At 69.4% G+C, this 21,506-nt stretch carries 4 protein-coding genes; all 4 read left to right on the top strand.

Annotation, left to right across the window (positions count from 1 at the left end; translation table 11 throughout):
- Positions 1-56: 56 nt before the first annotated feature.
- Entirely contained in the window at positions 57-896 is an 840-nt protein-coding gene (locus FD678_RS01915; protein WP_218569436.1) for an AraC family transcriptional regulator, read from the top strand.
- A 210-nt stretch (positions 897-1,106) separates the two neighbouring features.
- Positions 1,107-7,736: an ESPR-type extended signal peptide-containing protein gene (locus FD678_RS01910; protein WP_177497511.1), complete on the top strand. Its 6,630-nt coding sequence runs from the start codon at positions 1,107-1,109 to the stop codon at positions 7,734-7,736.
- Between the two features lie 40 nt (positions 7,737-7,776).
- Complete coding sequence (locus FD678_RS01905; RefSeq protein ID WP_218569435.1) at positions 7,777-8,577, top strand: OmpA family protein; 801 nt, start codon at positions 7,777-7,779, stop codon at positions 8,575-8,577.
- A 169-nt stretch (positions 8,578-8,746) separates the two neighbouring features.
- Positions 8,747-21,337: a FimV/HubP family polar landmark protein gene (locus FD678_RS01900; RefSeq protein WP_177497509.1), complete on the top strand. Its 12,591-nt coding sequence runs from the start codon at positions 8,747-8,749 to the stop codon at positions 21,335-21,337.
- Positions 21,338-21,506 lie beyond the last annotated feature (169 nt).

Genomic DNA, 21,506 nt, shown 5'->3' with positions numbered 1-21,506 from the left:
TGCGGGTCTGCGAGATCGAACTGGTGCTCCTGGACGGGAACGGGCCGAATGCGACCGTGACCAGCCACGTCCACGACGAGGCGCTGTTCTGCACGATCAAGACGGAGTTCGCCGCACGCGGACGTTTCATGTTGCCGTTGGATTGGTGCCTGCTCGGCTATATCCATCGCACCGACGATGCGATGAGCTGGTGCCATGGCGCGATGATGGCGACGGGCAGCGTGGTGACGCTGATGCCCGATGGCGTGAGCGAGTTCGCGCTCAGCGCCAACAGCTGGGTGACGTTGGTGATGGTGCCGGTCAAAAGGTTGCGCCAGAAGTTCAACGAGCTGCACCTGGGCGACCGCCCCGGCCATTCGCTGGCGCTGCTCAACCCGGGGCCATCGAACCCGTTGCGGCGCTACTACGCGGAACTGCAGCAACGCCTGGTCGAGGGGTCTGCATCGATGGCCGACCTCCGGCTGGACGACGTGCTGGACCAGCACCTGCGCGGGATCCTGGCGACCAGTCCACTCGATCGCGCGGTCAAGGGCAAGGGACGGCGCGGGCATTACCTGATCCTGCGCAAGGCCGAGGACTTCATGCGCATGAACCTCCGCCAGAACATCTACATGAACGAGATCTGCGCGGCGGCCGGCGTCAGCGAGCGGGCCCTGCGCTACGCCTTCGACGACATGCTCGGCATCTCGCCCAACCGCTATCTGTCCATGCTCCGCCTCTGCACGGCCTGCCGCAGCCTTTCGTCGGCCGACGCGGGCAGGAAATCGGTGAAGGCCATCGCGCTGAGCTGCGGGCTCTGGGACCTCTCCCGCTTCGCCGAGAACTATCGCCGCGTGTTCGGGGAACTGCCGCGCGAGACGCTGATGCGGCAGTCGGGCAGTGCCGAATACGCGTAATGCACGTATTCGGCATCTCCCGGTGCCGGGACCGACGGGGAAACCGGCCGCTGCCGTAAATGTGCATTGGCGTGCCGGATTTCGCCAACGACTTGCCGTATTGGCTTCTTTGCCTGCCGAAACGGAGTAAGAACGCGGCGCGCGAAAATCTGTAATGGCTCCTACAACGCCGGCATCGGGTGGATGCCGCGGAATACAGGGAGCAAGCATATGAATCGCATCTACCGGCTGGTGTGGAATCACCGCCTGAACGCTTTCGTCGTCGGCTCCGAGCTGGCGTCCGCAAGGGGCAAGAAGAGCAGCGCCGACCGGCAGCTGCAGACGCTGTTGGCCTCGCCGCTGGCTTTCGGCCTGGCCTTGTTCGCCGCGGGGTGGCATGGACAGGCCTTCGCCGCCGATCCGCGCATGGACGAACTGCTGGATCTCGCCGGCAAGTACGCCACCCCGGCGCCGGTGCTGACGCTGCCGGAGCCCGGGACCTCGTCCGCGGGCGCCGCCGTCGCCTCCGCCGGAAACACGCTTTCCACTTCAACGCGTTCCACGGCGCTGTCCGTGTCGTCGGCTGTCACGCCCCTGCGGTCGGCGGCACGGACAACGTCTCTTGCTTCCGCGCCTGTGCGCAGCGCTTCGAGCGCAGCGAAGGCGAGCATCCGGGCCGCCGTGCCCGCGACGCTGGGCCTGGTCGATGCCGCTGGCGGCCTCGTCGCGGGTTCCGCGCCGGCGAGCGGCGCCAGCCTGCAGGAGCCGATCGCACAGATCGTCGCGCATGTGCAGGACAGCATCGCGCTGAAGGATGGCAGCCAGCTCGTTGGCGCCCCCGGCGATGGCCCGTTGGTCGGCCGCGACAATCCGATCGGACCGGTGAAGGACGTGGTGGCGACCACCGCGAGCCTGGTCGAGAACGGCCATGGCGGCAAGTTGCCGACCTCGCTCGGTGGCGCGCTGACCGACGTGGTCGGAAAGACCGGCAAGCTGGTCTCCGGCACCGGCCAGGTGCTCGACAAGACGCTGAAGGGCGTGACCGGTTCGGCGGCCCTGGGTGGTGTCGTCAGTGGCGCCACCCAGAACATCGAAACGGGCTTGAATGCGACGACCTCTTCGCTGGTGGCGGGCAACGTGCCGGGCGTGGTGGATCGCGTGAGCGATACCGCGCAGTCGCTGGTGACCACCACGACCAAGGGCCTGGATGCGGTGCTGACCGGCACGGCCGGCGGCACGGTCGGCCTGGGCAAGGTGGGCACGGCGGTGAACGGCGTGGTGAATGGCGTGACCGATGCCGCCAGCAGCGTGCTGGCGGGCACCGCCGGCGGCAACAATCCGGTCGGCCAGGTCGTGGACAAGGTGGTCGGCGGGGTCGTGGGCAAGGTCGGCGATACGGTCTCCGGCGTGCTTGCGGCGGGAAGCGCGCACGACGTGCTGACGACCGTGGCGGACCTGACCAAGGGTGGCGGCACGCTGCCGGTTTCGCTCGGTGGCGCGCTGACCGACGTGGCCGGGAAGACCGGCAAGCTGGTCTCTGGCACCGGCCAGGTGCTCGACAAGGCGCTGACGGGCGTGACCGGTTCGACGTCTCTGGGGGGTGTCGTCAGTGGTGCCACCCAGAACGTCGAAACGGGCTTGAATGCGACGACTTCGTCGCTGGTGGCGGGCAACGTGCCGGGCGTGGTGGATCGCGTGAGCGATACCGCGCAGTCGCTGGTGACCACCACGACCAAGGGCCTGGATGCGGTGCTGACCGGCACGACCGGCGGCACGGTGGGCCTGGGCAAGGTGGGCACGGCGGTGAACGGCGTGGTCAATGGCGTGACCGATGCCGCCAGCAGCGTGCTGGCGGGCACCGCCGGCGGCAACAATCCGGTCGGCCAGGTCGTGGACAAGGTGGTCGGCGGTGTCGTAGGCAAGGTCGGCGATACGGTCTCCGGCGTGCTTGCGGCGGGAAGCGCGCACGACGTGCTGACGACCGTGGCGGACTTGACCAAGGGCGGTAATGGCACGCTGCCGGCCTCGCTCGGCGAGGTAGTGACCGATGTGGCCGGGAAGACCGGCAAGCTGGTCTCCGGCACCGGCCAGGTGCTCGACAAGACGCTGACGGGCGTGACCGGTTCGGCGGCCCTGGGTGGTGTCGTCAGTGGTGCCACCCAGAATGTCGAAACGGGCTTGAACGCGACGACCTCTTCGCTGGTGGCGGGCAACGTGCCGGGCGTGGTGGATCGCGTGAGCGATACCGCGCAGTCGCTGGTGACCACCACGACCAAGGGCCTGGATGCGGTGCTGACCGGCACGACCGGCGGCACGGTGGGCCTGGGCAAGGTGGGCACGGCGGTGAACGGCGTGGTCAACGGCGTGACCGATGCCGCCAGCAGCGTGCTGGCGGGCACCGCCGGCGGCAACAATCCGGTCGGCCAGGTCGTGGACAAGGTGGTCGGCGGCACCGTGAGCACGGTGGGCAACACCGCCGCCGGCGTCCTGGGCGCGAAGAGCGGGCAGGACGTGGCGCAGGTGGTGGCGGACACCGGCAGCGACGCGAAGTCGCTGGTGACGACGACGGCCGGCGCCACCAGCAGCTTGTTGTCGAGCATCGGCAGCGGCGGCCAGCCGGGCGGCAACGTCCTGGCCCAGACCCTCAGCGGCGTGCTGAAGGGCACCGTGGACGCGCTGGGCAAGACCACGGCGGGCCTGCTGGATGCGACCAGGCTGGGCGACACCACCGGGAAGGTGGTCGATGGCGTCGCCGCGGTGGTCGATGGCGCCGGCAAGGTGGTGGGCGCGACGGTCGAGAAGGTCACCGGCTCGGAAGCGCTGGCCGACACCGTCACCGGTACCACGTCGGCGCTGGGCAGCGGGCTGAAGGACACGGCGTCGAACCTGAAGGAAGGCGACCTGGTCGGTGTCGTCGATAGCGCCGGCAAGACCGTCGGCAATTCCGGCAGCACCCTCGTATCCGGCGTCACCAAGACGGTGGACCAGTTGACCGGCTCCAACTCCGGCATCGCCGGCGTCGGCAGCACGCTCGCCGGTGCGGTGAGCAGCGTCGGCAACGGGCTGGGCAGCACGGTGGGCAACCTGCTCGACCTGGGTACGTCGTCGCCTGGCGGCGGGACCATCAATGCGGCACCGCCGGTGCCGGCGCAGACCGGCAGCCCGGGCCTGATCATCGGCACCGGCGGCTTCACCGGCTCGTTGAACCAGCTGCTGAGCCCGACCCTGAGCAGCCTGCTCGGTGGCGATGGCTACGTGCGCAACGGCGATCTGGCCATCAACAGCGCCAACGTGGTGCAGACCTATTCCAGCGTGAGCGTGCTCGGTATCCCGGTGGTCAACCTGACCCCGGTCGGGCAGCTGCTGAACGGCCTGGGCGGCGCCACCACCGGCGGCAACTCGCACATGACGCTGATCGGCGGCGTCACCTCCGACAGCTACATCTACAACATCAACAACGGCGATCCGAACGGTCTGCTCGGGCTCATCCTGCCCGACCAGGCGCCGGCCTGGGCCAGCAAGTGCCTGAACGTGCTGGGCGTGGTGGAAGCCGATTGCTGGGCGATCAACGCCGCGCAGGACTACCAGGTGCTGATCGGCGACGGCGCCTATGCCAACGGTTCCAAGGAAGTGGTGATCGGCACCAATGCCCGCCACGAACTGGCCAAGCAGGATGCCAACGTGGCCTTCCCGGGTGCGGGCACCAACGACCCGAACAATCCCACCGGCGTGCCGACGGCCGACTACGACGCACGGCAGGGCCACTCGGTGGTGATCGGCGACAGCGCCAAGGGCACCGCCAACGCGCAGACGCTGATCGGCGCCGGCGCGAAGTCGGACAAGGCCAATACCGTGGCGCTGGGCTACCAGTCCAACGCCGATCGCGGCGGCATGGACAACTACACCGCGGTCGGCCTGAGCACGCCGCAGACCTCGATCGGCGAAGTGGCGGTGGGCTCCGCCGGGCGCGAGCGGCAGATCACGCATGTCGCCGCCGGCAGCCAGGACACCGACGCGGTCAACGTCGCCCAGTTGAAGGGCGCGGTGATCCAGGCCAACGAACTCGCGGTGACCTACGACACCGATGCTTCGGGCAACCCCGACTACACCCGCGTGACGCTGGGCAAGGGAAGCGCCCCGAACGGGACGCTGCTCGACAACGTCGCCGCGGGCTCGGTCGCCGCCAACAGCCGCCAGGCGATCAACGGCAGCCAGCTGTACCAGACCAATGTGCAGCTGGCGGACTTCCTCGGTGCCGGCACGCAATACGATTCCGCCACCGGCACCTGGACCGCGCCGCAGTTCCAGATCACTTCGGTCGCCACGGACGGCACCACCAATGTTGCGACCTATGGCGACGTCGGCTCGGCGTTCGAAGCGGTGGATGGCTCGCTGACCAACGTCAACCAGCGCATCACCAATATCGACAACACCACCAAGTACCTGTCGGTCTCCTCGACGGCGGCCGCGGCCTCGGCCACGGGCGCGGAGGCCGTGGCGGTCGGCCCGCAGGCGGTCGCCAGCGCGGCCGGCAGCGTGGCGCTGGGTGCGGGCGCGGTGGCGGATCGTGCCAACGCGGTCTCGGTCGGGGCGGCGGGCGCCGAGCGCCAGATCGTCAACGTGGCCGATGCCACCGCGGACCACGACGCGGTCAACCTCAAGCAGCTGAACAGCGCGATCGACAATAGCAACGCGTTCGCGGTCACCTACGACAAGGATGCCGCGGGCAATCCGGACTACACCCGCGTCACGCTGGGTTCGGCCGGTTCCGGCAGCGCCACCGTGATCGGCAACCTGGCCGCCGGCGTGGTGTCGGCCGACAGCAAGGAGGCCATCAACGGCGCCCAGATGTTCGCGCTGGCGCAGGGCACCGCGCTGCACCTCGGCGGCGGTTCCACCGTGGGCCCCGACGGCGTGCCGACCGCGCCGCTGTACGTCATCAACAACATCGGCGCCGATGGCACGGTCACCACCGGCAACTACAACAACGTCGGCAGCGCGCTGGATGCGATCAGCCAGTCCCTGGCGAACGTGAGCTCCAACGACACCGATGCGCTGGCCGTGCACTACGATGCCGACGCCAACGGCGCCGCGACCAACAAGGTGACGCTGAAGGGCGACAACAGCGGTGCGGCGGTGACGATCGCCAACCTGGCGAACGGCGCGGTGGCCGCCGACAGCAAGGAAGCGATCAACGGCAGCCAGCTGTACCAGACCAATGCGCAGCTGGCCACCTTCCTGGGCGCCGGCACGCAGTACGATCCGGCCACCGGCACCTGGACGGCGCCGCAGTTCCAGATCACCTCGATCACCAGCACGGGCGGCACCAGCACTTCGAGCTACGGCAACGTCGGCGACGCATTCGAAGCGGTGGACGGTTCGCTGAACAACCTCAACCAGCGCATCGACAACATCAATACGGGCGGCAGCAAGTTCGTGTCGGTGAACTCGACCAAGGATGCGGCCTCGGCGACCGGCACGGATGCGATCGCGATCGGCCCCGTGGCCGTCGCCAGCGGTGCCGGCAGCGTGGCGCTGGGCGATGCGGCCTCGGCCACGGCCGCGGGCAGCGTGGCGCTGGGTTCCGGGTCGGTGGCGAGCCGCGCCAATACGGTCTCGGTGGGCAGCGCCGGCGCCGAGCGCCAGATCACCAACGTCGCCGCCGGTACCGAAGACACCGATGCGGTCAACGTCGCCCAGCTGAAGGACTCGATCGGCAAGGCGCAGGCGGGCGTGGTCCGCTACGACACCAACAGCGACGGCAGCATCGACTACAGCCGCGTGACCCTGGGCGCCCCCGCCAATGCCTCCGGCGACGTGGCCGCCGCGGCGGCTGCTCCCGTGACCATCTCCAACGTGGCCGATGGCGCGGTGACCGCCGACAGCAGCGATGCGATCAACGGCAGCCAGCTGCACGAGACCAACACCAAGGTGGCGCAGTACCTCGGCGCGGGCGCGCAGTACAACAACGGGACCTGGACCGGACCGCAGTACCAGATCACCTCGGTGGGCAGCAACGGCAACACCACCCAGGCGAGCTATGGCGACGTGGGGTCGGCGTTCGCGGCCATGGACAGCTCGCTGGTGAACGTCAACCAGCGCATCAACAACATCCAGGTCTCCGGCAACGAATACGTGTCGATCAACTCGTCCAAGGCCGCGGCCGCGGCGACGGGCGCCGACTCGGTGGCGATCGGCGGCGCGTCCACCGCCAGCGGCACCGGCAGCGTCGCGTTGGGCGACGCGGCGGCGGCCAGCGCGGCCAACAGCGTGGCCCTGGGTGCCGGCTCGGTGGCCAACCGCGCCAATACGGTCTCGGTCGGCAGCGCGGGCGCGGAGCGCCAGATCGCCAACGTCGCCGCCGGTACCGCGGCCACCGACGCGGTCAACGTGGCCCAGTTGGAGGCGTCGCAAGCCGGCTCGGTGCGCTACGACACCAACAGCGACGGCAGCGTCAACTACAGCAGCGTGACGATGGGCCGGGGCACCAACACGGTGACCCTGCACAACATCGCCGCGGGTACTGCCGACACCGATGCGGTCAACGTCGGGCAGCTCAATGCCGGCCTCATCAACGCGATGGACTGGTCGAAGGATTACACCGACCGGCAGATCAAGCGTCTCGACAACCGCGCATCGGCAGGCGTCGCTTCGGCGATGGCCATGGCCGGCCTGCCGCAGCCCACCGAGGCGGGCCGCAGCATGGCGTCGATCGGCGCCAGCTCCTTCGGCGGCGAATCGGGCATCGCGATCGGCCTGTCGGGCGTCTCCGAGGGCGGGCGCTGGGTCTACAAGGCCAGCGGCTCGACCAACAGCCGCGGACAGGGTGGTGTTTCGGTGAGTGCCGGCATCCAGTGGTGATGCCGGTTGACCAGGCGCAATACGCAGGAGGGGCGAAGTCATGCAGACGATGATGAAGATGGTGGTGTTGGGCCTGGCGTCGGCAGCGGCGCTGGGACTGGCGGGATGCAGGAGCGTGGCCGGCGATGGATTCCCGGATCCGGAGCGCGCCTATCCGCGCGGGGGCACGTTCGTCAACATCGACGACCTGCGCCAGTACGCACCGGGGATGAACAAGGACCAGGTCCAGGCCTTGCTGGGACCGCCGCAGTTCAACGAAGGAATGTGGGGCGTCCGCGAATGGAACTACCTGTTCAACCTGCGCCGCAGCGTGGGAGCCGAGCCGGTGCGTTGCCAGTTCCGGATCGAGTTCGACTCGAAGGGCGTGGCCCAGAACCAGCACTGGAAGCCGGAGGCGTGCAGCGCATTGCTTGAGCCTCCGGCGGTGGCGGCTCCGGCGGCACCGCCGCCGCCGCCTCCGGCACCGGTGCGATTACAGACCGATGCGCTGTTCGATTTCGACAGCGCCACGCTCAAGCCGGCTGGGCAGGAGCGGTTGCGGCAGCTGGTGCGGGAAGCCGGCGACCTGGAGGCGGTACGCGACGTCCTGGTGGTCGGCTATACCGATCGCATCGGCAGCGACGCGTACAACCTGAAGCTCTCGCAGCGCCGTGCGCAGGCCGTGCGCGACTTCCTGGTCGGGCAGGGACTGCCCGCCAGCGCGGTACGCGCCGAAGGTCGCGGCGAGGCCGATCCGGTGGCCGAATGCCCGCCCGGCAGCAGCCGGGCGGTGATCGAGTGCCTGGCGCCGAACCGCCGGGTGGAGATCACGGGCATCACCGTGCCGGCCAAGAGCGATTAATTAAGTGTCCCCGGCCACCGTGGACCGGCAGTTGCCGGCACGGTTGCGGGGGAGTACCGTCTGGAGCAGTCCCCCGCAGTCAGCGCTGAGCCGCATGCCGGCGCGACGGACGCAGAAAAAAAAGTAGTGAGCGCCCTTGTCGCGCCGCATGCCCATGGGAGACCAGGTCATGTGGAACAAGAACACCACGCGCACACGCCGTTATCACGCTCGCCTGCGGCTGCGGCTGCAAGCCAGGCGCAAGAAGCGCCATCTGCTCAGCAGCAGCATTTCCCGCGCGCTTTTGATCTTCGTCGCCTTGCAGGGCGCCAGCGGCGTGGCCCGCGCGAGCTGCACGCCGGGCGCCCCCGCCGACGGCTCGACGGTGACGTGCACCGGCACCGCGACGGTGTTCAGCCCGAACGGCTTCAGCTCCAACGCCAACAACCTGACCGTGAACGTGCAGGCCGGCACGACGATGAGCTCCACGTCGATCCTCGGCGGCAACGTGCTGACGCTGGGCGGGAGCGGGGCCACCCTCAACAACTTCGGCACCATCGACCCGGCGGTCGCGCTGGGCGGCATCACCTCGCCTTCGCTGATTTCCGGCGTGCGCATCGGCAACTTCACCACGCCGACGAGCAGCGACGTCAAGGTCAACAACGCCGCCGGCGCCATCATCAACGGCAGCGCGACGCTGCTGCTCGGGGGCGAGGCGCTGGCGATCTCGAACGGCTCCGCGGGGATCACCACGGTCACCAACGACGGCAAGCTGGGAACGCGGAACTTCGGCATCTACCTCAGCGACCTGGCCACGTCGCGGGTCGTCACCATCAGCGGCGGCGGGACCACCGATTTCACCAACGGCACCACCGGCACGATCTTCGGCCAGGTCGTCATCGACGGCGCGCTCGCCGGCGGCCACACGTTCCGGAATTTCGGCGAGATCACCGGGGGCGTATCGCTCGGCGACAGCCTGTCGGGCAACGTCTTCTACAACGCGGGCGCCATCTCCGGCGCGGTCTCGCTCGGCTCGGGCGACGATACCTATACGGCGGTGACGGGATCGACGGTGGGGTCGGTCGATGCAGGGCTCGGCCTCAACACGCTCAACCTGGAGGGCACCGGCACCGGGTCGCTGTCCGGTTCGCTGGTGCCGGGCGTGGGGTTCTACGGTTTCACCAATCTCAATCTCAATGGCGGCACCTGGACCTTCTCCGGCGCGGCGCCCGTCGTCAGCGGTTCGGCCTTCCTCAACGGCGGCCTGGCGATCTTCGATTCCGCATTGGCCTTCGGGAGCGGCACGATCTTCGGCAATGGCGGTTCGCTGCAGGCATCCGCGCTGGGTGCCGGCACCACCTTCACCCAGAACATCACGCTGGGCGCGGGCGGGCTGAGCCTGCTGGGCGGCAACGGGTTCAATTTCGGCGGCAGCCTGGGTGGCAGCGGCAGGCTGAACCTGGGCGGCAGCGGCACGTTCAATCTCACCGGCAACAACGCGCTCTGGAGCGGTGGGGCCTCGATCACCGGCGGCGGCACCCTGGGACTCGGCAGCGCTGCCTCGCTGGGCACGGGCGCGTTGAGCGTGAGCGGGCTGGGCGGTTCGCTGGCCACGTCGTTCAGCGGTACGCTGGGCAACGACATCGACCTCGGCCTGGGCGCCGGGTTGAATCTGTTCGGTACCGGCAACCTGCAGCTGGATGGCGTCATCTCCGGCGCGGGCGGCCTGAGCCTCGGCGGCGGCTCGCTGACGCTGACCGGCGCCAACGCGGCGTGGTCGGGCGGCTTCGCGCTCAACGGCGGCAACGTCGCCATCGGCAACAGCCTCTCGCTCGGCACCGGCGACGTCACGGTGAACGGCAGCGGCGGATTCAGTGCGCTGTCCGGCCTGAGCCTGTCCAACCGTTTCAACCTCGCGACGGGGGCCACGCTGGGCTTCGGCGGTGCCCATGGCATCACCCTCGACGGCACGCTGTCCGGGGCGGGAGGCATCCTCCTGGACGGCGCGCTGGGGGCCAGCCTGACCCTCAACGGCGCCAACACCTATGGCGGCGGCACCGGCCTGTTCGGCGGCTCGCTGACGGTCGGCAACGATCTGGCCCTGGGCACGGGCCTGGTTTCCCTGTCGGGCCTTTCTTCGCTGGATGCCAATGCCGCGGTCTCGCTGGGCAACGCCTTCAACCTGGCCGCGGGCGCGACGCTCGGCTTCGGCGGCTCGGCGAACCTGGGCCTCACCGGCGACATCGGCGGTGCCGGCGGCATCGCCATCAATGCCGGCCTAGGCGGCGCGCTGACCCTCGGCGGCAACAACAGCTACGCCGGCGGCACCCTGCTGAATGCCGGTGGCCTGCTGTACGTCGGCAGCGATACGGCGCTCGGCACCAACGCCCTGTCGGTGGCGGGCAACGCGACATTCGGCGCCACCACCACGGTGAACCTGCTCAACGCGGTGAACCTGTCCGGCGGTGCCGGCCTCACCATCGGCGGCATCGGCGATCTCACCCTGGGGGGCACGATCGGCGGCAACGGATCGCTGATCGTCGATACCGGCGGGACGTTGTCGCTGGCCGGCAACAACACCTTCGACGGCGGGATCAGCGTGAACAGCGGTTCGCTGGTGGCGCTCAGCGCGGGCGCCTTCGGCTCGGGCAATCTCGCGCTGGCCGCGAATGCCGCGCTCGGCGTCGGCGACGGGATCACCATCGCGAACGATATCGCCCTGGGGGGCAACGCGATCCTCGACGCCACGTTCGGGCTGGGGACGATCAGCGGCACGATTTCCGGCAACTACGGCCTGATCAAGTCGGGTGGCGGCACGCTGGCGTTGACCGGCGACAACCTGTTCGATGGCGGCCTGTCGATCGATGCCGGCGGCGTGCTGGCGGGCAGCCTCGGCGCGCTCGGTACCGGTGGCGTGACCTTGGGCAACGCCACCTCGTTGACCTTTGGCGTGGCGGGCGGCTTCGGCAATTCGATCGGCCTGGGAGGCGGCCTGGCGGGAACGATCGCGGTCGGCAACGGCCTGGACGCATCGTTGAGCGGCGGCCTGGACCTCGGGGCCGGCGCGACGCTGGGGATCGGCTCGGGAACCGCGACGGGCAGTCTCACGCTGTTCGGCGGCGGCCTGGCGGGCCCCGGGGCGACGCTGTCGGCCGACTTCGGCACGCTGCACTTCGGCGACCAGGCTTCCGCGGGCTTGCTCGGCAATGGCACGCTCAACATCGGCGCATCAGGCACGTTGGACCTCAATGGCTTCGCGGGCATTGCAGGGGCGCTGACCGGATCGGGCCTGCTGACCAACCTGGGAGGGGCACCGGCCTCGCTCGACGTGGATGGCGGCATCTTCTCGGGCACGATCAGCGATGGCGCGGGCGGCCTTTCGCTGAGCATGAACGGTACCGGCACGCTGAGCCTGGGCGGCAACAACGCCGGCTGGAGCGGCGGCCTCACGTTGGGCAGCGGCACGCTGGACCTGGGCAATGCCATGGCCCTCGGCACGGGCCTGCTGGATGTCTCGGGCAATGCTCAACTGACCACGGGCCTCGCCGGGTTGGATCTCGGCAATGCGATCAATCTGGGCGCGGGCGCCACGTTGGGCCTGGGCGGCACGGCCGATCTCGACCTGAGCGGAACCCTGGGCGGCTCCGGCGGGCTGAACTTCAACGGCAGCGGCACGCTCGGCTTGAACGGCAACAACGTCGGGTGGAGTGGCGGCTTCACGTTGGGCAGCGGCACGCTGGACCTGGGCAACGCCCTGGCCCTGGGTACGGGGCTGCTGGATGTCTCGGGTAATGCCAACCTGACCACCGGCCTCGCCGGGTTGGATCTCGGCAATGCGATCAATCTGGGCGTGGGTGCCACGTTGGGCCTGGGCGGCACGACCGACCTCGACCTGAGCGGAACCCTCGGCGGCTCCGGCGGACTGAGCTTCAACGGCAGCGGCACGCTGGGCTTGAACGGCAACAACGCCGGTTGGAGTGGCGGTCTCACCCTGGGCAGCGGCACGCTGGACCTGGGCAACGCCCTGGCCCTGGGTACGGGGCTGCTGGATGTAACGGGCAACGCCAATCTGACCACGGGCATTGCGGGTCTGGATCTCGGCAATGCGATCAACCTTGGCGCGGGCGCGACGTTGGGCCTGGGCGGCACGACCGATCTGGATTTGAGCGGAACCCTCGGCGGCTCTGGCGGATTGAGCTTCAACGGCAGTGGCACGCTCGGCTTGAACGGCAACAACGCTGGGTGGAGCGGCGGTCTCACCCTGGGCAGCGGCACGCTGGACCTGGGCAACGCCCTGGCCCTGGGTACGGGGCTGCTGGATATCTCGGGCAATGCCAACCTGACCACGGGCCTCGCCGGGTTGGATCTCGGCAATGCGATCAATCTGGGCGCGGGCGCGACGTTGGGCCTGGGCGGCACGACCGATCTGGATCTGAGCGGAACCCTTGGTGGTTCCGGCGGACTGAGCTTCAACGGCAGCGGCACGCTCGGCTTGAACGGCAACAACGCCGGCTGGAGCGGCGGTCTCACCCTGGGCAGTGGCACGCTGGACCTGGGCAACGCCCTGGCCCTGGGTACGGGGCTGCTGGATGTCTCGGGCAACGCCAACCTGACCACCGGCCTCGCCGGGTTGGATCTGGGCAATGCGATCAATCTCGGCGTGGGCGCCACGTTAGGCTTGGGCGGTACGGCCGACCTCGACCTGAGCGGAACCATTGGCGGCTCCGGCGGACTGAGCTTCAACGGCAGTGGCACGCTGGGCTTGAACGGCAACAACGCCGGCTGGAGCGGTGGCTTTACGCTGGGCAGTGGGACGCTGGACCTGGGCAGCGCCATGGCCTTGGGTACGGGCCTGCTAGATGTAACGAGCAACGCCAATCTGACCACTGGCATTGCGGGTCTGAATATCGGCAATGGGATCAACCTGGGCGCCGGCGCTACGTTGGGCCTGGGCGGCACGACCGACCTGGACCTGAGCGGAACCCTTGCTGGTTCCGGCGGACTGAGCTTCAACGGCAGCGGCACGTTGGGCTTGAACGGCAACAACGCCGGCTGGAGCGGCGGTCTCACCTTGGGCAGTGGCACGCTGGACCTGGGCAGTACCACGGCCCTGGGTACGGGCTTGCTGGATATCTCGGGCAACGCTCAACTGACCACCGGCCTCGCCGGTCTGGATCTGGGCAATGCGATCAATCTCGGTGTGGGCGCGACGTTGGGCCTGGGCGGTACGACCGACCTCGACCTAAGCGGGACTATTGGCGGCTCCGGCGGACTGAGCTTCAACGGCAGTGGCACGCTGGGCTTGAACGGCGACAACGCCGGCTGGAGCGGTGGCTTTACGCTGGGCAGTGGGACGCTGGACCTGGGCAGCACCACGGCCTTGGGCACGGGCCTGCTGGATGTAACGGGCAACGCCAATCTGACCACTGGCATTGCGGGTCTGGATATCGGCAATGGGATCAACCTGGGCGCCGGCGCTACGCTGGGCCTGGGTGGCACGACCGACCTCGACCTGAGCGGAACCATTGGCGGCTCCGGCGGATTGAGCTTCAACGGCAGCGGCACGCTCGGCTTGAACGGCGACAACGCCGGTTGGAGCGGCGGCCTCACGCTGGGCAGCGGTACGTTGGATCTGGGCAGCAGCACCGCCCTGGGCACGGGCCTGCTGGATGTGACGGGCAACGCCAATCTGACCACTGGCATTGCGGGTCTGGATATCGGCAATGGGATCAACCTGGGCGCCGGCGCTACGTTGGGCCTGGGAGGCACGGCCGACCTCGACCTGAGCGGAACCATTGGCGGTTCCGGCGGATTGAGCTTCAACGGCAGCGGCACGCTCGGTTTGAACGGCGACAATGCCGGTTGGAGCGGTGGCCTCACGCTGGGCAGCGGTACGTTGGATCTGGGCAGCACCACCGCCCTGGGCACGGGCCTGCTGGATGTGACGGGCAACGCCAATCTGACCACCGGCCTCGCCGGGCTGGATCTGGGCAACGCGATCAATCTTGGCACGGGCGCGACGTTGGGCCTGGGCGGTACGGCCGATCTGTCGTTGAGCGGCGCGATCGGCGGCAATGGCGGCCTGAACTTCGATGGCACCGGCACGCTGACGCTGGGTGGCGCCAACACCTACCTGGGCGACACCACCATCGCGTCCGGCACCCTGGCAGTGAACGGTTCTATCGTCTCGACGACGACGATCGGCGCGGGGGCAATGTTGACCGGCACCGGCAGCATGGGCGACGTGATCCTCAACGGCGCGCTCAACCCCGGCAGCATCGGTGCGGCCGGCACATTGACCACGGGGTCGTTGTTCATGGGGAGCGGCTCGCTGCTCAACTACGACCTGGGCGTCGCGGGCGTGATCGGCGGTGGCGGCAACGACCTGATTTCGGTCAACGGCAACCTGACCCTGGACGGCACGCTCAACGTCGTCGACATCGGCGGCTTCGGTCCCGGCGTGTACCGCCTGATCGACTACACCGGTGCGCTGACCAACAACGGCCTGGACATCGGCACGGTGCCGGGGCCGTTCTCGACCGGCGACCTGCTGGTGCAGACGGGCGTGGCGAACCAGGTCAACCTGGTCGTCGATGGCAGCGGGGTGGTGCAGTTCTGGGATGGCGTGAATTACCTGCCGAACGGCAGCGTGGACGGCGGCGCCGGCATCTGGACCATGGGCACGACCAACTGGACGAACGCCAACGGAACCGCGAACAGCGGCTGGGTGGGCGGCTTCGCGGTGTTCCAGGGCACCGGCGGCACGGTGACGGTCGTGGGGCCGGTCGATTTCAGCGGCATGCAGTTCGCGGGCAGCGGCTACACCATCGCCGGTGGATTGGGCGGCGTGCTCAACACCGACGAAGCCCAGACGATCATCCGCGTCGATCCCAACCTGACCGGCACGATCTCGGCTTCGATCGGCGGTACGGGCGGGCTGGTCAAGAACGATGCCGGCACGCTGGTGCTTTCGGGAGCCAACACGTTCACCGGTGGCGTCGATCTCAACGCGGGAACCTTGACCCTGGGCAACAACCTGGCCCTGGGTACGGGTTCGCTGGACGTGCTCGGGAACGCCAACCTGACCACGAACGTGGCCGGACTGAACATCGGCAATGCGATCAATCTCGGGTCCGGCATTACGCTGGGCCTGGGCGGCGCGAACGATTTCGCCTTGAGCGGCATGATCGGCGGTGGCGGCGGATTGAGCTTCAACGGCACCGGTACGTTGAGCCTGGCGGGTGCGAATACCTTCACGGGTGGTTTCGACCTGTTCAGCGGCACGTTGAGCCTTGGCAACGCTTCCGCGCTGGGCACCGGCGCGCTGGACGTGCTCGGCAATGCCGGCCTGACCACGAGCGTGGCCGGGCTGGACATCGGCAATGCGATCAACCTGGGCGCCGGCGCGACGCTGGGCATCGGCGGGGCCAACGATCTGGAACTGAGCGGCACGATCGCCGGCAGCGGCGGGCTGGGCTTCAACGGTACCGGCACGTTGGCGCTGAGCGGCAACAACGCAGCGTGGAGCGGCGGACTGGACCTGGCCAGCGGCACCGTGAACCTGGGCGGCGCGACCGCGTTGGGCACCGGCGCGCTGGACGTGCTCGGCAACGCCGGCCTGACCACGAGCGTGGCCGGGCTGGACATCGGCAATGCGATTAACCTGGGCGCCGGCGCGACGCTGGGCCTCGGCGGGGCCAACGATCTGGAACTGAGCGGCACGATCGCCGGCAGCGGCGGGTTGGGCTTCAACGGTACCGGCACGTTGGCGCTGAGCGGCAACAACGCAGCGTGGAGCGGCGGACTGGACCTGGCCAGCGGCACGCTGGACCTGGGCAGCGCGACCGCGTTGGGCACCGGCGCGCTGGACGTGCTCGGCAACGCCAGCCTGAGCACGAGCGTGGCGGGACTGAACATCGGCAACGCGATCAATCTCGGTTCGGGTGCCATGCTGGACCTGGGCGGCGCGGTCGGCCTCGGCTTGAGCGGCAACATTGCGGGGGGCGGCGGATTGAGTTTCGACGGCACCGGCACGCTGGGCCTGAGCGGTGCGAACACCTTCTCGGGCGGCTTCGATCTCGGCAGCGGCACGTTGAACCTGGGCAGCAGCACCGCACTGGGTACCGGCGTGCTGGACGTGCTCGGCAACGCCAGCCTGGCCACGAGCGTGGCCGGGCTGAACATCGGCAACGCGATCAACCTCGGCACCGGTACGACGCTGGATTTGGGCGGCGCGAACGGCTTCGCCCTGAGCGGCACGATCGGCGGTGCCGGCGGATTGAGTTTCGACGGCACCGGCACGTTGGGCCTGAGCGGCGCGAACACCTTCACGGGTGGCTTCGATCTCGCCAGCGGCACGTTGAGCCTTGGCAATGCTTCCGCGCTGGGCACCGGCGCGCTGGACGTGCTCGGCAATGCCGGCCTGACCGCGAGCGCAGCAGGGCTGGATATCGGCAACGCGATCAATCTCGGGTCCGGCATTACGCTGGGCTTGGGCGGTGCCAATGACTTCGCCCTGAGCGGCACGATCGGCGGCGCCGGCGGGCTGGGCTTCAATGGCACCGGTACGCTGGTCCTGAGCGGCGCGAACACCTTCACGGGTGGCTTCGACCTGGCCAGCGGCACGCTGAGCTTGGGCAATGCTGCCGCACTGGGCACCGGCGCGCTGGACGTGCTCGGCAACGCCAGCCTGGCCACGAGCGTGGCCGGGCTGGACATCGGCAATGCGATCAACCTCGGCACCGGTACGACGCTGGATTTGGGCGGCGCGAACGGCTTCGCCCTGAGCGGCACGATCGGCGGTGCCGGCGGATTGAGTTTCGACGGCACCGGCACGTTGGGCCTGAGCGGCGCGAACACCTTCACGGGTGGCTTCGACCTGGCCAGCGGCACGCTGAGCTTGGGCAATGCTGGCGCACTGGGCACCGGCGCGCTGGACGTGCTCGGCGATGCCGGCCTGGTCACGAGCGTGGTCGGGCTGGACATCGGCAACGCGGTCAACCTCGGCACCGGCGCGACGCTGGAGCTGGGCGGCACCAACGATTTCGCGCTGAGCGGCACGATCGGCGGCGCCGGCGGGCTGGGCTTCAATGGCACCGGTACGCTGGGCCTGAGCGGCGCGAACACCTTCACGGGTGGTTTCGATCTGGCCAGCGGCACATTGAGCCTCGGGAATGCTTCCGCGCTGGGCACCGGCGCGCTGGACGTGCTCGGCGATGCCGGCCTGACCACGAGCGTGGCCGGGCTGGACATCGGCAATGCGGTCAACCTGGGCACCGGCGCGACGCTGGAACTGGGCGGCACCAACGATTTCGCGCTGAGCGGCACGATCGGCGGCGCCGGCGGGCTGGGCTTCGACGGCACCGGCACCCTGGGCCTGAGCGGCGCGAACACCTTCACGGGTGGCTTCGATCTGGCCAGTGGTACGCTGGACCTGGGCAGCAACACCGCACTGGGCACCGGCGCGCTGGACGTGCTCGGCAATGCCGGGCTGACCACGAGCGTGGCCGGGCTGGACATCGGCAATGCGGTCAACCTGGGCACCGGCGCGACGCTGGAACTGGGCGGCACCAACGATTTCGCGCTGAGCGGCACGATCGGCGGCGCCGGCGGGCTGGGCTTCGACGGCACCGGCACCCTGGGCCTGAGCGGCGCGAACACCTTCACGGGTGGCTTCGATCTGGCCAGTGGTACGCTGGACCTGGGCAGCAACACCGCACTGGGCACCGGCGCGCTGGACGTGCTCGGCAATGCCGGCCTGACCACGAGCGTGGCCGGGCTGGATATCGGCAACACGATCAACCTCGGCACCGGTGCGACGCTGGAACTGGGCGGCACCAACGACTTCGCCTTGAACGGCACGATCGCCGGCAGCGGTGGCCTCGGCTTCGGCGGCACCGGCACGCTGGGCCTGAACGGCGCGAACACCTTCGCGGGCGGCCTCACGCTCAGCAGCGGCACGGTGAGCCTGGGCAACGCCGCGGCGCTGGGCACCGGCGCACTCACCGTCGACGGCGCTGCTGCGTTGCAGGCCAGCCTGTCCGGCCTGAACGTCGCCAACGCCTTGGACATCGCGAGCACCGGCGCGCTCACGGTCGGCGGCAGCAATCCGTTGACGATGAGCGGCAGCGTCTCCGGCACCGGCGAACTGCTGTTGAACGGCCCATCGCTCACGCTCGAGGGCGACATGTCGGGATTCGACGGCAGCCTCGATGTCCAGGCCGGCACGTTGAACGTGGTCCACGGCGTCACCGCCGGCATCAACAGCGCGGCCGGCACGGTGGCCAACTTCGGTGACGAGGTGGACGATCTCACCAAGATCACTCCAGACTCGGTGCACGGCACGATCAACCTCGGCGGCGGCAACGATGTCTTCAACAGCGTGCTGGGCTACCTGGGCGGCATCACCGGGCTGATCGACGGGCAGGCCGGCACCGACGCGCTGCTGATCAGCGGCCCGGGCGATGGCATCCTGCCGACGAGTTCGTTCGTCGACTTCGAGATATTGAACCTGGACGGCACCGGGACCCTGGTCATTCCCGAGGGCGGCACGGCCGACTTCCTCGATACCACCGTCCAGAACGGCGTGCTCGCGCTGGATGGCACCCTGGGCGGCGACGCCGTGGTGGCCTCCGGCGGCAGCCTGGTGGGCGGCGGCCAGGTTCTCGGCAACCTGCTGCTGCAGGGCACGCTGGCGCCCAGCGGCCTGGCCGGTGCGACGGGAGCCGCGGCAGGCAGCGGCGTGCCGGGCAGCACGCTTGCGGTCGGCAGCCTGGTCACCGATCCGTCGGCGGTCCTGCAGTTGCGCCAGGACGGCAGCGGCGCCACCGATGCGCTGCTCGTGTCGGGCGCGGCCACGCTCAACGGCGGCCAGGTGGTCGCGCTGCCCACGCCGGGTGCCTACGCCGACCGCACGGACTACCGGATCCTCGATGCGGGTTCGCTGTCCGGCGCGCTTGCCGGCGTCACCCAGACGGTGCTGCCGTTCCTGGAGGCCAGCCTGTTCACCCAGGGCAACGACGTCTACCTGCGCCTGGAGGAAGCCAACCGGTTCAACGAATTCCCCGGCCTTGATCGCAACCAGCAATCGGTGGCCGACGCGCTGCAGTCGCTGGCCGACAGCGGCAATCCGGCGGTCGAGAACCTGGTCGCGGCTGCGCGCGGCGTGACCGCCGAGCAGGCCGTGCCGATGTTCGACACGTTGACCGGCGAAACCTACGCTTCCGTGCTCAGCGCGTCGCGCTACAGCATCGAACGCATGCAGCGCAGCATCGGCGGTCAGCTCGACGCGATCCGCAATAGCGGCGATGCGATGCGGTGCGGAGGCGCCTGGGTGACCGCGTTCGGCGGGGATGCGGCGTTCAACGGCGATGGCAGGTCGAACCTGGACAACCAGGTGCGCGGGATGACCGCCGGCGCCGATGCCGCCCTGGGCGACAATTTCTGCCTGGGCGGGCACGTGGGTACCGCGCGTTCCGACATGGACGCGGCCCGCCGCAGCGACCGCATCGATGCCGACCAGGTCTACGTCGGCGCGCAGTTCCTGTACGGCACGACCGGACCGTTCTGGCTGCAGGGCGCCGCCGGCTACATGAAGCAGGACAACGACAGCCGCCGCGAGGTCAACGTGGGCGTGTTCCAGCGCACCGCGCGGGCCGATTTCGACAGCAAGGGCTACTACGCGATGCTCGAGGGCGGCTGGCGCGTGCAGACGCGGAGCTGGACGATCGAGCCGATGGTGGGCATCTACCACAGCCGCATCGACATGGACCGCATCGTCGAGACCGGGGCCGACGACGCCAACCTGGTGATCGCATCGAAGTCGTACGACACCACCAGCGTCGGCGCCGGCATCCGCTTCGCCGGCAACGTCCAGGGTGGCCGGCTGACGCCGACGCTGGACGTGCGCTACCTGCACGACCTCAACGACGATCTGCCGGTCACGACGAACCGTTTCGCCGCCGCGCAGGCGCCGAGCTTCGCGACCACCGGGTTCTCGCCGGACCGCAACCGCGTCAACGCCGGCATCGGCCTGGCCTATGCCTTCACCCCGGCGGTGCGCGGTTTCCTCGAATACCGCGCGGACCTGAGCGACGACGACAATGCGCATGCGGTGCAGGCCGGATTGCGCGCCAGCTGGGGCGGTTCCAGCGGCGTGGCGGCGCGGCCTGCGCCGGTCGTGCCCGTCGTCGGTGCCGCGATGGCGGCGCCCGCGCCGGCAGCGACGTCGGCGGCGCCGCAAGCCGATCCGCAGGCCTCGCTGGCTCCGGCCGCAGTCGCGGCGCCCGTCGCCCCGGCGGCGGCGACGTCCTCGAACCGAGGCGCTTCCCCGGCGCCGGTCGCGGCCGCAGCAGTGGGGCTGGGGGCCGCGGCCGCCGCGAGCGCGGGTGCGGGTGCGGGCTCCGCGTCGTCCCCGGAAGGAGGCATGTGCCGGATCGGGGCCATGGCCCCGGCCAAGCTCGAAGGTTGCTCGCACTACACCACGGTCCCCGGCGACTCCGTGGGTAGCATCGCCAGTCGCATGACCGACGGTGTACCCGAGCAGCGGATGGTGGCCCTGTTCCGTGGCAATCCCGCCGCATTCGCCAGCAGCAACATGAACCAGCTGAAGGCCGGGGCCGAACTGAACATCCCGTGCGCGGATGCGGTCGAGGGCATCCCGGTGCCCGAGGCCAAGCAGGTGGTCGGGCAGCATGTCCGCAGCCATGTCCGGCGCTACGGGCCGTTCAAGCCGGCAGCGGCCGCGACGGATCCGCAACAGCCGATGCAGTGCGGCGGATGAGCGCCTTCGCCCGGCGGCGACGCAGCCGCCGGGCGATCCCGGGACTTCGGCCCCCCTAGAGCAGGCGGTGCCGTAGGCCGGCCCGCCAGCGGCGGCAAGGCCGGCATGGTCTTCCTCGGGGCGGGCGGCCCGGTACCCGGACCTCCCCGGAAGTCGTTGCGAGCGATGC

It is taken from the genome of Pseudomonas sp. Hp2, assembly GCF_006386585.1.
In the GTDB taxonomy this organism is placed as follows: domain Bacteria; phylum Pseudomonadota; class Gammaproteobacteria; order Xanthomonadales; family Xanthomonadaceae; genus Pseudomonas_S; species Pseudomonas_S boreopolis.
Note: the sequence above shows the minus strand (reverse complement) of the source record. Positions and strands in the feature narration are given on the sequence as shown.

Excerpts from the sequence above, each read along its gene's own strand:
- FD678_RS01900 (WP_177497509.1), top strand. The coding sequence starts at position 8,747 with ATGTGGAACAAGAACACCACGCGCACACGCCGTTATCACGCTCGCCTG.
- FD678_RS01905 (WP_218569435.1), top strand. The coding sequence starts at position 7,777 with ATGCAGACGATGATGAAGATGGTGGTGTTGGGCCTGGCGTCGGCAGCG.
- FD678_RS01910 (WP_177497511.1), top strand. The coding sequence starts at position 1,107 with ATGAATCGCATCTACCGGCTGGTGTGGAATCACCGCCTGAACGCTTTC.